Origin of the sequence: Metabacillus halosaccharovorans (genome assembly GCF_002019635.1) — a bacterium.
In the GTDB taxonomy this organism is placed as follows: Bacteria; Bacillota; Bacilli; order Bacillales; family Bacillaceae; genus Metabacillus; species Metabacillus halosaccharovorans.
In genome coordinates, this window is the sequence record NZ_KV917371.1 from 2801161 (window position 1) to 2815660 (window position 14500).

Annotated in this window: 12 protein-coding genes; 10 read left to right on the forward strand and 2 right to left on the reverse strand. The window is 37.2% G+C overall.

Annotated features, from left to right (window positions below; all coding sequences use genetic code 11):
- The first annotated feature begins 30 nt into the window (after nt 1–30).
- The 4 genes from BK577_RS13535 to BK577_RS13550 are packed head-to-tail and all read left to right on the forward strand — an operon-like array spanning nt 31 to nt 3275.
- Nucleotides 31–1752 (forward strand): hypothetical protein, encoded by a 1722-nt coding sequence (locus BK577_RS13535; RefSeq protein WP_078433269.1) that lies wholly within the window; start codon nt 31–33, stop codon nt 1750–1752.
- Nucleotides 1749–2465, forward strand: a complete 717-nt coding sequence (locus BK577_RS13540; protein WP_078433270.1) for an ABC transporter ATP-binding protein — start codon at nt 1749–1751, stop codon at nt 2463–2465. Before BK577_RS13535 ends, BK577_RS13540 begins: the two co-directional genes overlap by 4 nt.
- On the forward strand, nt 2449–2970 hold the full coding sequence (locus BK577_RS13545; RefSeq protein ID WP_078433271.1) for a stage II sporulation protein M: 522 nt from the start codon (nt 2449–2451) through the stop codon (nt 2968–2970). The genes BK577_RS13540 and BK577_RS13545 overlap by 17 nt, the downstream gene beginning before the upstream one ends.
- Nucleotides 2971–2987: 17 nt before the next feature.
- Complete coding sequence (locus BK577_RS13550; protein WP_078433272.1) at nt 2988–3275, forward strand: hypothetical protein; 288 nt, start codon at nt 2988–2990, stop codon at nt 3273–3275.
- Between the two features lie 165 nt (nt 3276–3440).
- On the opposite strand, the gene sstT is transcribed toward BK577_RS13550, so the two are convergent.
- Entirely contained in the window at nt 3441–4688 is a 1248-nt protein-coding gene (gene sstT, locus BK577_RS13555) for a serine/threonine transporter SstT (RefSeq protein WP_078433273.1), read from the reverse strand.
- A 353-nt stretch (nt 4689–5041) separates the two neighbouring features.
- On the opposite strand from sstT, the gene BK577_RS13560 reads away from it, so the two are divergent.
- The 6 genes from BK577_RS13560 to rlmD all read left to right on the forward strand — a co-directional run bounded on the left by BK577_RS13560 (nt 5042) and on the right by rlmD (nt 13432).
- Nucleotides 5042–5815, forward strand: a complete 774-nt coding sequence (locus BK577_RS13560) for an NUDIX domain-containing protein (RefSeq protein WP_078433274.1) — start codon at nt 5042–5044, stop codon at nt 5813–5815.
- Nucleotides 5816–5830: 15 nt separating this feature from the next.
- Nucleotides 5831–6520 (forward strand): nicotinamide riboside transporter PnuC, encoded by a 690-nt coding sequence (gene pnuC / locus BK577_RS13565; RefSeq protein WP_078433275.1) that lies wholly within the window; start codon nt 5831–5833, stop codon nt 6518–6520.
- A complete protein-coding gene (nadR, locus tag BK577_RS13570; protein ID WP_078433276.1) occupies nt 6521–7537 on the forward strand; it encodes a multifunctional transcriptional regulator/nicotinamide-nucleotide adenylyltransferase/ribosylnicotinamide kinase NadR in 1017 nt (338 codons plus the stop codon). It abuts the gene before it with no gap.
- 340 nt (nt 7538–7877) lie between these two features.
- Nucleotides 7878–10259 carry a polyprenyl synthetase family protein gene (locus BK577_RS13575; protein WP_078433277.1) on the forward strand — a complete coding sequence of 794 codons (2382 nt, stop codon included), beginning with the start codon at nt 7878–7880 and terminating at the stop codon, nt 10257–10259.
- A gap of 105 nt (nt 10260–10364) precedes the next feature.
- Nucleotides 10365–11837, forward strand: coding sequence for a protein adenylyltransferase SelO (locus BK577_RS13580; RefSeq protein ID WP_078433278.1), 1473 nt, complete (start codon nt 10365–10367; stop codon nt 11835–11837).
- Nucleotides 11838–12046: 209 nt separating this feature from the next.
- Nucleotides 12047–13432 carry a 23S rRNA (uracil(1939)-C(5))-methyltransferase RlmD gene (gene rlmD / locus BK577_RS13585; RefSeq protein ID WP_078433279.1) on the forward strand — a complete coding sequence of 462 codons (1386 nt, stop codon included), beginning with the start codon at nt 12047–12049 and terminating at the stop codon, nt 13430–13432.
- A gap of 170 nt (nt 13433–13602) precedes the next feature.
- On the opposite strand, the gene BK577_RS13590 is transcribed toward rlmD, so the two are convergent.
- On the reverse strand, nt 13603–14499 hold the full coding sequence (locus BK577_RS13590; protein ID WP_078433280.1) for a manganese catalase family protein: 897 nt from the start codon (nt 14497–14499) through the stop codon (nt 13603–13605).
- Nucleotide 14500 lies beyond the last annotated feature (1 nt).

The window sequence follows — 14500 nt, forward strand, 5'->3', positions numbered from 1 at the left end:
CCCTTTCTTGTTTGTAAATAAGGAGAAAATATGATTAATAGAGAGATTGTTCGTGCAAATATCTATTTAACATATAGAAGAAATCTAAATAGACTTCTTTTCTTTTTTCCAACAGGAGAAAGATTGCTGAAACAAAAACGGTTATACCTTATTTTTATTGGTCTTTTCGCTATGTACCAATTTATTATTTATAATTTAGTTACAATTATTGGGTCATATTTTTCTACTAGTATGATTCACATTATTGTAAATTTACTTATTTTTTGGTCTTTCATGAATAGTTTGAGGTCTTCTACAACTACGCTACAAAGATACGCTTTTCCAGAGGATTATGTCATTCTATATACAGCTAGAGCGAATCCATATGAAGTACTGTTTGTCAGGTTTATGACATCAATTGTATTGCATGTTATTTTTTCTTATATCCTTATTTTGTTTCCTGTATTATTTTGGATTGCAATATATCTTCATCTCACTTTTAAACAAGGTATCCTTCTGATGGTTGTGATCTTCTGTTTTATCATTTTTTTAATAGGAATGATTTCCTTATATTCATCTATTACATACATAATTTATATTAAAATTATTCACTATGCCCTAAGCTCTTTTTTGAAACGAAGTTTTACGTTAGTTTTTGTATCAGCTATGTCTGCCATAACGACAATGGTGGTCGGTTGGGTAGGCTTTCAATATTTTGGGAACCAGGATCTCTTTTTTGCGGTTACTCAATTTGTAGAGACTTTTCATTTAGATCTAGTTTTCACTAGTGAATATCTACCAACAAACTGGGTGTTTAATCTTGTGGAGAATCATAATCGTGTTATTTATTATATAAGTCTTTTCTTGCTTATTGGTGTTAGCTCGATATTTATAGCTAATCAAGTTGTATTAAAAAAAGTGAAAATACAAGATGTTTCCACGTTATCTGAAACCAGTAGAGAGCTTTTTACACAAAAAAGAGGTACTATCTTTAAGTTTAGTCGGTGGCTCGAAAGAATCATGCCGATCAATTTGGTCGCGATAATGAGAAAAGATCTGTTGGCAATCAGCCGAGCAAATTTTGTTATCAAAAAACGATTATATTTAGCAGCGTATATGCTCGCTACCGAGATAGGGGCATTAATAGGGTTAAGTGTGTTGCAACAATGGTTTGACTTTCCAAAACTACTAATCATTTATCCGATATTGTTTGCAATTACCTACAATGTGTCATTATTAGGAGATGGTTTGCTTGGGATCACATCTGCTGATGCCGAGAGGGAAAATTTATTTTTGTATAAAAATAGTGGCGCCTCACTTTATCAACTAATTACTGCGAAAGCGACTATTCATGTAGTGATTATTTTAATAATGGTGAATTGTTTATTCATAGGGGTGTTAGGCGGTTTTAGATTGGAGGCTCAAACAGCTCTTATTATTTTTATAGCGATTAATTCTATGACTCTGATACTAAGTTCAGCACAGGTTATTGGTACATTTCTTTATCCTAGGCTTGATTGGGAAAACTACGAAGACATTGGGTCATCACTTAAAGCTTCTGTCTTTGAGCATTCCATTCTTGGGATTGTGTTAACATTGAATTTAAATATATATGGAGTCCTTGGTTTTTTATTATGGAGAAATTTCATCGGAACCAGCACTTTTGCTGTTATTACTTGCGTAAGCTCAATCGGCTTGCTTATAGCCTTTTTTGTATTTTACTACTATTGGATTAAACGAATCGGGACCACAAATTGGGAGGTTAAGAGGTGATTGTTCATCATGTTACGAAAAGCTATGGGGATCAAAGTGTTTTAAATCAAGTGAATATAACAGTAAGAGAAGGAGAAATTTATGGTTTACTGGGTCCAAATGGTGCAGGGAAATCTACACTAATAAAATGTATACTGGGTATGGTTAAGCAAGATGAAGGTGAAATTATCATCAGAAATTGTAAGGTTGATCTAAAAAGGTCTAATTATTTGAAGAATATTGGGTATGTTCCTGATTCACCTTTTTTATATAATTATCTAACACCTAGAGAATACCTAGAGTTTATTTCTGATTTACAGGGAGTGCCGGCTGGACAAAAGCATAACAATATTAATTACTTGCTCGAGCAGTTTTCGTTACTGGACCGGCAGGATGATATGATTTCAACATTTTCTCATGGGATGAGGCATAAGTTGTCAGTAGCAGGAGCGATTGTTCATAAGCCGCATGTTTTATTGTTAGATGAACCATTGAGCTCTTTTGATCCTCCAACAACTAAGTTTATGAAAAGCTTCTTAAAGGACTATGCTAGCAAAGGGAATATCATTTTTATGTCTACTCATCTAGTAGATATTGCCCAACACCTATGTGATCGGGTTGGCATTTTGCTAAATGGGAGTATTTTAAAAGAATACGAAGATTTAGAGGACCTAAGGGATTTTGAAAATCTTATCATTCGTGATATGGAAGCTACAAATGCAGATATTTCTTAAGCGAAATAGTAGAGTTATAGTGGCAGCGTGTAGTTGCTATGCTGTGGGATTGCTTTTAGGAATTATATTTAGTAATGTCTTGCCGGTTGATAAACCCGTAACGAGTGAAAACCCTACGATTATGGAGTTTTTTATTCATAACTTAGTAGCGGATTTACTCATTAGCTTTACTATTTTTACTTTTGGTATTTTTACAATGGTTCTTCTTGTCATGAATGGTTTCCTTGTAGGCCTTTCCGCTGTTCATAGCTTAGAATTAGGCAATAGCATGCCATATGTTTTAGTCGCCTTATTACCGCATGGAGTTTTTGAAATTCCGTCTATGATTGTAGCAGGGGCTATTGGGTTTAAACTATTAGATACGGTTATGATGAAACTGAAAGGGAAGAGTAAAATCTATCTAATTCAGGATATTAGTATCTTTCTTGTGATGATTGCCTGCTTCACCCTAATAGCTGCTGTAATAGAGGCAACAGTAACCCCATTTTTATTAACATTACTTTAATGGAGAAGGAGATTGTCATGTTATTTAAAAAATTAAAGGTAGATCAGCTGTTGGATGAAACAGAAGAAGAAAGTACAGGGAATAATAGTACAGCTTATATAGCAATATTTTTTATTTCTATAGTTGCTGCTGTTTGTATGGTTTTTATTAGGGTGGAATATTTCTTGCTTACATTATTTGCTCCTGCAATCCTAATAATGGTGATCCGACCACCTTTTCAAACGAAGAAAGGACTTTTTCGAGTGGTTAGCTTGTTGTATCTATTATTTCTCCTTTTTATCACGATGTTATGGACTTCAAAATAATGTAAGAATGGATATATTTATGGTATAGGAGTATAAAACTGTAGTGGTTTATCGACATTGAATAAACCGTGTTGTTTAAGAGAGGAAAACCCCTTCGCAATATGTATGTGAAGGGGTTTTTAATACTGATTTTCTAAGTTTTTTATGAGAATAAATCTAAATTTCTTATTTTTGGGACAATGAACCTGTCCCTCCGTACCACTTGCCTTCTTTACGCTTTTTTGCGTATTCTGCAGTAGCTGTGTAAAGGACGTCTGAGGAGGAGTTAAGGGCTGTTTCACAAGAGTCTTGTAAAACACCGATAATGAATCCTACTGCTACGACTTGCATGGCCACATCGTTTGAGATTCCGAATAAGCTGGATGCTAATGGAATGAGTAAAAGTGAACCACCGGCAACACCTGAAGCACCACAGGCAGAGATAGCTGATAAAACGCTAAGGATGAGTGCCGTTCCCATATCAACTTCAATACCTAGAGTATTTACAGCAGCAAGAGTTAAAACAGAAATTGTTACAGCTGCTCCAGCCATATTAATTGTTGCGCCTAATGGAATGGAGACGGAATACGTATCTTTATCTAAATCAAGTTTTTCACATAGACTCATATTAACAGGGATGTTTGCTGCTGAACTACGTGTAAAGAACGCTGTGATTCCACTTTCTTTTAAACATCTAAATACAAGCGGGTATGGATTTTGACGAATGTTGATAAACACAATAATTGGGTTTACAACAAGGGCGATAAAGAACATACAGCCTAGTAAAACTAACAATAATTTTCCGTAATCAAGCAGTGCTGACAACCCATTAGTTACAAGGGCTTCAAACACAAGTCCCATAATACCAAGCGGAGCTAAATTTATGATCCACTTTACAATTTGAGAAATGGCATCTGAAAAGCTAGCAAGCATATTTTTAGTTGAGTCAGGTGCATGCTTTAATGCGATGCCAAGTAAGACAGCCCATGCAAGAATACCGATATAGTTAGAATTTATGAGAGCATTAACAGGATTGTCGACAATGTTAAAGAGCAATGTCTGAAGGACCTCGGTTATGCCGCTAGGTGGTTCAAATCCTTCGGCCCCTGTCTTAAGTGTTAAGGTTACAGGGAAGATAAAGCTTGCCACAACAGCGACAAGACCTGCAAGAAATGTACTAATTATATATAGGATAATAATAGATTTCATGTTTGTTTGCTGGCCGCTCTTATGTTTAGAGATGGCATGCATGACCAAAAATAAAACCAATACAGGTGCAACAGATTTTAATGCACCTACAAATAAAGAACCAAAAATAGTAACCCATTTTGCTCCATCAGGGACTGTTAAAGCGAGGATAACACCGATGATAATCCCCACAATAATACGAGTTACCAAGCTGAGTTGGTTCCATTTGTGAAATAAACTCTTCATTTTTGTGTGCCTCCGATTCTATGTTGAAGTCTTAGAAGTCCTTCATTGCGTTGATACATTAATACGTATAATCATACATAGAAGTTAGTTTAACACGAATAATGTCGATTGTGAATGGAAGGTAAAAATTGTTTTTTAGAATTTTATGAAAAATAGTTCATTGAAGTCAATTGATAGATTTTTGGTCAAAGTTGATAAATTAATAGCGAAAGTTGAGAGATTTTCCTTGGAAGTTGAAAGACTTATGGGAATAAATTTCACAGTAAGATTATTTTCCAAAATATTCTTGACTCTATTAAGAAAAGGGATTATATTTTAATTAACAAAATGTTAATTAATTGGTGGTGCTAGGAATGAGTAGAAAATCGAATGGATTTATAACACCGGATGGATATACGAGTGATATTGCTGTATTTACCATTACTTCTGAACATAATGGAGATCACAAGCCTCCATTAAAAAAACTTAAAATCATGCTTATTAAGCGTAGTGAATCTGATCATGAGGGTAATCCAAATATGGAGGCGGGGAAGTGGGCATTACCTGGAGGGTTCGTCCGGTCTACCGAAACTTCATTACAGGCAGCAGAACATAAGCTTGAAGAGGAAACAGGTATCAGCGGATTGCGGATAAAACATTTTGGCACGTATGATTCTCCAAACAGAGATAAACGGGGATGGATTATTTCAAATGCTCATTATGTCATTGCGAAAGAAGAAGCATTGAGAAGTCGTAAGACAACATATGATGCATCAGATATTCAGCTCTTTACGATCAATGAGGTTATAAGCCTTCCTCTTGCTTTTGATCACCGTCAAATTATTGATGATGCGCTTTGGTTTATAAAAAAGGATATGGCTCTTACAACACTTGCCCAACATTTTTTACCAGAAGAGTTTGTGTTATCTGAATTACAAGGTGTTTTGTTAACAATTTTAGATGATTCATCCATATCGACCGATGCTGCTTTTTTTAGAAAGGCACCAAAGCTGCCGTTCATTGAAGCAGTAACGGAGAATGGTCAACTGAAGAAATCAAATCAATACTCGAAAACACCTGCTCAGCTCTACCGGTTTACAGATTTCCAGCCGATGGTTTCAATCTATAACCAAAAACTTAAGGGATAAAGGAGAGATGTTTAGATGTTGAGAGATTGGACATTATTTGAAAAGTTATGGCTGATTATTTTTACTGCTGTTAATGTTTATCTTTTCTTTGCTTGGTCTGATTCACTCATTGGGTTAATTTCTTCTATAACAGGAATGCTTTGTGTTGTGTTAGTAGCAAAAGGGAAAATTTCAAACTACTATTTTGGGATTATTCAAACATCGACCTACGCGTATATTTCTTATGGGTACGGTCTATATGGAGAGGCAATGTTAAATGGATTGTTTTATCTACCGGTCCAATTTATCGGGATCTATCTCTGGAATAAGCATAGAACAAATCAAGGCGTTAGTGGTGAGGATGTAAAGGTAAAGCGGCTCTCAAAGGCAGGATGGTTGTATACAATATCAACTGCTGTGATTCTTATTATCGCCTATGGGTTTTTTCTGAAGTATTTAGGCGGAAGTAGTATCTGGGCTGATTCAGCGACAAATGTATTGTCTGTAATGGCACAGATTTTAATGTTAAAACGATTTGCCGAACAATGGTTACTATGGATATCTGTCAATATCCTATCTATTTATCTATGGATTAGTGTACTCCTTTCACAAGGTGGAAACGACTTCTCAATGCTGGTTATGTGGACAGCGTTTTTAGTAAACAGTATTTATGGATATATCAATTGGAGAAAGTTATATTCAAAGCAATATACGGAGGCGGAGTAAATGACAGTAGGGTTTATAGGTGGGAAATTTCTGCCGCTTCATCTTGGGCATGTTTATGCTATCATTCATGCATCTACAATGGTCGATGAACTTTATGTTGTATTGTCTCATAGTAAAAAGCGTGATTCAGAGCTGTTCACTGAGTCAAAAATGGAATATATACCGTCTCAAGTTCGATTACGTTGGCTATCTCAATTAACAAGAGATATGCCGCAGGTTAAGGTTATTTCAATAGAGGATAACCATGGAAATGATGATTATAATTGGGCAGAAGGTGCCGAGTTAATAAAAGGAAAAATTGGAAAACAAATTGACTATATATTTAGTTCTGAGTATGAATATGGAGAGATATTTCAGGAGTTGTATCCGGACTCCAAGCATGTGTTGATTGATCCGGAACGTCATTCAGTCAGCATATCTGCGACAAAAATCCGTCAAGAAGGTGTATTTAATCATTGGGAGTTTATACCTGATATAGTGAAACCCTATTTTGTAAAGAAGATTGTCATCGTTGGAACAGAGAGTTGTGGAAAATCAACCCTTACCAGAAACCTTGCAAAATTATATAACACAACCTATGTATCTGAATATGGTCGTACTGTTTGTGAGGAATTAGGCGGGTGTGATGGAGTTATCACCAAGGAAGATTATCACAAGATTGCGTATGGTCATAAAATGGAGGAATTTAAGGCGATAGAAAAGGCGAATAAACTTGTCTTTATTGATACAGAGGCAATAGTTACACAGTTTTACTCTAACCTTTATAATCAGGAGCATCAACCTGTTCTTGATGAAATAGCCAAATTACAAGATTATGATCTTTGGTTATTTTTAGAGCCAGATGTTAAATGGGTTGATGATGGTTTAAGGGTTCATGGGGAAGAAGCAATGCGAGTTCATAACAATGAATCCTTAAAAGAATTACTAGATAATCAAAAAATCACTTATAAAATCTTGAGTGGTGATTATCACAGGCGTCTTATCTCTGCTGTTGAATTAATAGAAGAGTTGCTATAAAAAGGTTCAAGTTTTCTTAGTGTATTGGAATCGTCTGTTTTAAAAGGAATTTAAAAACTTTATTCATGGTGAGTTGAATTAATGAGAATAACTAGGTCAATTTTCGCTTATATTTCACTATACTTTGGTATAATTTTTGGAAGTGTAGAAGTTACTTGAAGTATCAGAATTTATATGTTTTGTACTTAGTTTAGGTGTCTAGCTCCAGGCGCCATCGGCTCGAGGTCATAAGTCGAATAGGAATCGAAGGCAAAGAACGCCATCTATTCCTATTCGCCTTATGCTTGTCGCCGATAGACGGGCGCCTTGCGCTTTTACTATGCAAACAAGAAGTAGAGGAATGTTCACTATGAATAAAGTGTTTACTAAAAATGCAGATGAAGGCTATCTTTTAGCTGAAAAGCAAGCATCTCATTATTTTTCATCATTATATAAGCAGTTGTCACAGAAAACATATGTAACAACGTTAACGAACGATTTTGCGTCATGGAAACAGCATCATCTTGGGTCTAACAGGTTATTGTCCTTCTTTTCTCGTTGGGAGAAAAAAGATGATTCACAGAATTACAACAAATATATTCAATGGATGGAGAAAAAAGGGAAACTCGATCATTATCTGGAGAGAAGTGTTTCATACATTTATATGCGGGATCTCGGTAAGACATTGTATGAACCGGAAACAAGGTCCAGGATTCAACATGTAGTTCAATCATTAAAAACTCAACTTGTGCAAACTTCTGACTCATTAGAGGAGAAGTTTGACATGTCTTTTTTATACCGATGGGCTAAGAAGGAAGGAATTGAATCGACCTTCATTTGGCTGATTCATAAACTTAAAACGGTATCTCTTCATATTCCGAAGGGGATGGATGCGACACATGCTCAAAGAAAATTAATCAAAATCATTGCCGGTGTGGTTATGCATGCAATTGAGGAGATGGAGGAGGATCTTTTACCGAAAGAGCGGTCTCGACAGCTTAATGAGGCCATTCGACTTGGGTATGCTTATGGTCTCACCTACCCTTTTATTGATGATCTTCTGGATTCCAAGGTTTTATCAGAATACGAGAAAAGGGCGTATTCTGAGTTAATCCGGACAACACTTGTTACAGGATCGGTACCTGACTTAGGAGAGTGGAAAGGTGGAAATAAAGAATTAATAATATTTATCCATTCTGAGCTTAAACAAGCGTTTGATTATATTAAGGTCTATCAGAGTCCCGAAAAGATGTCATCCTTCTTAGAACAGTCATATGTGTTTTTTCATTCCCAGGAAGAGGATCGTATGAAGGATCTTGAGAATGAAAAGTATACAAATGAGGAGTTGTTCATCCCTGTCATATTAAAATCAGCTTCATCCCGTTTGATCGTTCGGTCCGTGTTGAACACACCTGAAGATGAAGGATTTGAAAGCAGAACATTCTATTATGGGATTTATAATCAATTGGCTGATGATTTTGCTGATATGTTTGATGATATGAATGCTGGAGCGGTCACTCCCTACACCTATTATTTAACATACCATAATAAACGGGATGATCTTATTAACCCGTTTGAATTGTATTGGACCGTCATTTCTCATTTGATCCATAATATCTACCATTCTGATCCGATGACATGTGAAGTCATGCTTGATCGTGCGATAAATGGTTTAAAGAGGTTTAAACAGAGAATTGGAACAAAAAAATACAATGAAGTAATGAAGGTTTTTACTTCTGACATCACTGAGTTCAATCATATGATTCAACAATTCGTCCAAAAAGCAACAGATGTGGACTTTTTTGATAAGTTGCTCAGAGATCATATTATCACAACCATAAACAGTAACCGTGAAGAACAGGATAAATTCATCAAGACCGTCCGTGAAGTCAGGAATAGGATCAATCCAATTTTACAGCTTTCTTATGAAACTTCTACTTCTATTGAAGAGAATTCAATTGTCGAGGCAGCGAATTACAGTCTTGAAGGTGATGGAAAGCGATTAAGACCGATCATGACATGGGTAATTGGAGTGGATGTCTACGGATTGGATATGACAGCCATCCAGCCGCTATTAAAATCGTTAGAATATATGCATACCGCATCTCTCATATTTGATGACCTGCCAGCTCAGGATAATGCACCTATTCGTCGAGGGCGTCCTACTCTTCATGAAATGTATACAACAGCTACAGCAGAGTTAACAGGACTTTTTCTTACCCAAAAAGCAGTGAAGGAACAAGCATCTTTAAATATGTTTGATCCAAAGACAGTCTTAAATTTGATTCAATATTCTGCTCAAATGACAGCAGATATGTGTAAAGGGCAGGCAATGGATTTAGAGTCAAAAGGAAAGAAGCTGACGTTGGAGCAATTAAATGAAATGTGTTTTTATAAAACAGGTCTAGCCTTTGAAGCTTGCCTCATTATGCCGGCCATCCTTGCTCATGCAGATGAAAAGGAGATGGAAGATTTAAAAACCTTTGCCTATCATGCAGGCATAGCTTTTCAAATTAAAGATGATTTGCTTGACTTTGAGGGAGAATCCAATCAACTTGGAAAGTTAGCAGGTATTGATGCAGAAAATGATAGTTCAACCTTTGTGTCTGTTCTAGGTGTTGAAGAGGCAAAAAAAGAGATGTGGGAACACTACTGTTTAGCTATGAATGCATTACAAGAGATGCCCCGTCATATTCCTTTTTTGAAACATTTATTATCCTATTTTGTAAACAGAGACCGCTAACTTTAGAAATGGACCTTTAATTGGGTATAATAGAATGAACACAAGAGAGACTAATTTTGAACCGAATCAGACAAAAAAACAATTGTAAAAAGGAGATCCATCCAAATGACAAATGATAATGTAGAAAAAGCCGGATGGAATTTAGATAATAGCTATGCCCGTCTTCCAAAAAATCTGTTTAGTCATCAACATCCAACTCCTGTAAAGTCCCCAACACTCATTAAGCTTAATGAGACTTTAGCAAAAGCGCTTGGGTTAAACGTGCAGGAGCTGAAAAGTGAGGAGAGTTTAGCTGTTTTTGCGGGTAATCAAATTCCAGAAGGAGCAACACCACTCGCACAAGCTTATGCAGGTCATCAATTTGGACACTTTAATATGTTAGGGGACGGTCGAGCTGTTTTGCTTGGCGAACAGCAGGATCCTCATCATGAAAAATTTGATATTCAACTAAAAGGATCAGGACGTACACCGTACTCTCGTGGAGGAGATGGCCGTGCAGCCCTTGGGCCGATGCTTCGTGAATATATCATTAGTGAAGCTATGCATGGTCTTGGAATTCCAACAACCCGAAGTTTAGCAGTTGTCACAACAGGGGAGTCCATTTTGCGTGAAACAGAGCTACCCGGGGCTATTTTGACCCGTGTAGCAGCAAGTCATATTCGTGTGGGAACATTTCAATATGTAGCACAATGGGGCACAGAAGAGGAATTAAAAGAGTTAGCTGATTACACTATTGCCCGACATTATTCAGAACTAACATCAGATGAGAACCGATATCTTTCATTTCTGAAGGCTGTAGTAAAACGTCAGGCAAAGCTTATTTCGAAATGGCAATTAGTTGGATTTATTCACGGTGTAATGAATACGGATAACATGACAATCAGCGGGGAAACAATTGATTATGGTCCATGTGCTTTTATGGATACGTATAACCCTGCGACAGTGTTCAGCTCTATTGATGTTCAAGGCCGTTATGCATATGGTAATCAACCGAACCTTGCCGGTTGGAATCTTGCCCGTTTTGCAGAAACGTTATTACCTCTTCTTCATGATGATATAGAAGAAGCGGTCAAGATTGCCCAAGGTGTTATTTCGGAATTCCCTGATCTGTATGACTCCTATTGGCTTCATGGAATGAGAGCAAAATTAGGGATTTTTAATAATGAGGAAGAGGACTTCACTCTTGTTGAGAATTTGTTAAATATCATGGAAAAAAACAATGCTGACTATACAAATACGTTTAGAGCATTAACATTTGACACCATTGAGGAAACTGATTTAGCTAGTAAAGAAGATTTCAAAAAGTGGTATGATCAGTGGAAGGAAAGACAAGGCAGACAGAAGGAATCGGATAAGGAAGCATTTGAACTGATGAAACGAAGTAATCCGGCAGTTATTCCGAGAAATTACCGCGTGGAAGAAGCATTGGATGCGGCCGTTGAAAAAGGGGAATATCGCGTGATGGAGCAGCTGCTCGAAGCGTTATCAAATCCTTTTGCACACACACCTCAACAGGCTAAATATTGTACAGTCCCTACTGATTTAGATGGTACGTACAAAACTTATTGTGGAACATGACAAACGATTTAGAATTTTAATACCATATAAAAATGCTGCCCTCTAGTGTTGAGGTGGCATTTTTGTGTTGGAAACTGTTAATTCATTCCAGTGATGAATAGATTCCATAATTGTTTCTAGTCCTTTATACTAGTTTAGTATGTGTTTTGAAGGTAAAAGACTCGTTTGTAGTCGTTTTTATAGATTAATAGTAAGAAGGAGGAACACAATTGACCATATCTAAAGGAGAAATGATGGTGGCTGAAATTAGCCATTTAGATGAAAAGGGCTCAGGTCGAGCAGAGGTTTGGCGAAAAAATGAATTGGGAAATCCGAAGAAACTAAAGCTGACGATACCAATGACACTTCCAGGAGAGAAAGTGCGCGTGACGGTTGACCAGCCTGAAAGAAAAAGAAGAAAGGCGATGCCTGATGAGATTGTAGAGGCACACGAGGATCGAACAGCACCACTGTGTCCACATTTCGATAAATGTGGAGGATGTGTATGGCAGCATTGGAGCTATTCGGCTCAACTAAACGAGAAAACGAAACATGTTCAGCATGCGATCCAAGCCCAAGGGTTTGATCCAAAACTAGTGAAAGAGACAATGGGAATGGACGAGCCTTGGCGCTATCGTAATAAAATGGAGTTTACATTTTCTCCTGAAGGTGCTCTAGGTTTACATGAGCAAGGCAACTTCCGTAAAATCATTTCGCTTGAAACTTGTTTAATTGCAGGAAAAGAAATGGTAGAAGCAGCAATGGAAGTGGCAGAATGGGTGAAAGTTCATCAATTGAAGGGGTATAATAAGGACCTTCATGAAGGTTTGCTTCGTCACTTGATGGTGAGACAATCCTTTGCAACAGGTGAAATCATGCTGGCTGTTTTTGCAACAGAGTCACCACAGGAACATCAAGAAGCTGTTCGTGACTTGGCAGAACGTATTGAACAGAAGTTTCCACAAGTTAAAAGTTTATTATGGCTTGAAAATACAAATTGGGCTGATCGAACGCAAGCGGAGAAAAGCCACATCTTAGCTGGCCGCGATTTTATTCATGATGAAATGGATGGATACAAATTCCGTCTTTGGTTTGATACGTTTTTCCAAACAAACCCTACTCAAGCACAGAAATTAGTTGATCTAGCTATTGAAATGGGAAAACCGCAGAAAACAGAAAGAATGATCGATTTATTCTGTGGGGTTGGAACGTTCTCCCTTCCGTTTGCTAGTAAAGTAGGGAAGCTTGCAGGAATAGAAATAGTAGAAACATCGATAGAATCAGCTAAACGAAACGCAGAAGACAATGGAATTTCAAATACGGAGTTTTTAGCGAAGGATGCACGAAAAGGAATTGACCAAGTATTAGAGAGCTTTGGTCACCCGGAACTTCTTCTACTCGATCCGCCTCGTTCAGGTGCCGGTGGTAAAGTGATGAGAAGAATTGGACGCTCAAAACCGGAGCGAATTGTTTATGTATCATGTAATCCAGATACATTTGCTACAGATATTAAAGAGCTTGAACCATTCGGATATCAACTAAAAATGGTGCAGCCTGTTGATTTGTTCCCACATACTGTTCATGTCGAATGTGTGGCATTACTGGAACTTCAATAATTTTTAGAGATAAGAGGAGGGAGGATTTCTCCCTCTTTATTTGTATCAAATTTTGTCGGAAATTCCCGAATAGTGAATAAATCTTGAAAATCGAAAATAAATGAGATGGAACAGTAAATAAATTCAAATAATAGAAAATAAATTAGAAAAATAGTAAATAAAAGCTCAACCTAAAGATTTTCCATTAGTCGTTTCGCGATTTTTTCGTAATCATCCCGGTCAATTCCAGGTGCAAATTCCTCAGGTAATTCTTCTAAGTTCGGAATTGGTGCCCCTTTTGGAGCTCCCTCTTTTACAGTGAGCCGATCTCCGCTTTCAGGATTCGTCCCTTTCCAAATTTGTCTTATATCAGCATAATCCCCTACATCATTCCATGTATAAAGGATGTTACCTAGTCCTTGATCTTCAAACTTGCGGGCATGATCAAATTTTCGGTTAGATAAATCAGGGATAGGGACCATTTTTTTGACATCTACTCCGGTAGCGATTTCCAGTGCTTTGGCATAGGCTAAAACATGTGTACCGCCGCGAACCAGCAAATATCCGATCATTTCTCTTGCTGTTTCATGCTCAGTCATTTCATAGACTCGCATTTTATGAGTTCGTGCACCAACTTCAAGGAAGAAGTTATGAAGTAAGTCTAGTACAAGATTTCCGCTACTAAAAACATTGTCACCATTCCATGGACGCCCCATTGAATCAGCTGCTAAGGCGGTTTGAGCTGTAGCGATAAAGTGAAGAGTGTTTCGGCTGTCTTTTCCTTCTCGTAAAGGAGTGACATCAGGGTCTCCAGTATAGAAGGTGTTACCTTTTGATAAAAGATTGATCGTATTGGAAACAAGCTCAACATGACCAAATTCTTCCGCTGTAATACTGGCAACCAGGTCATAGAATGGTTTTAGCTTATCTTTTCTCCGAAAGTTAAATGATTGATACATATAGTTGTTAAGGGTGGACATTTCACCGAATTTTCCACCCAACAGCTCCTGTACGGCAGCAGCTGCGTTAGGATCTCCGTGTTCGGGAACAGGCAGAGCAATCAGCATTTTGTTTTCGCGTTTAAACATC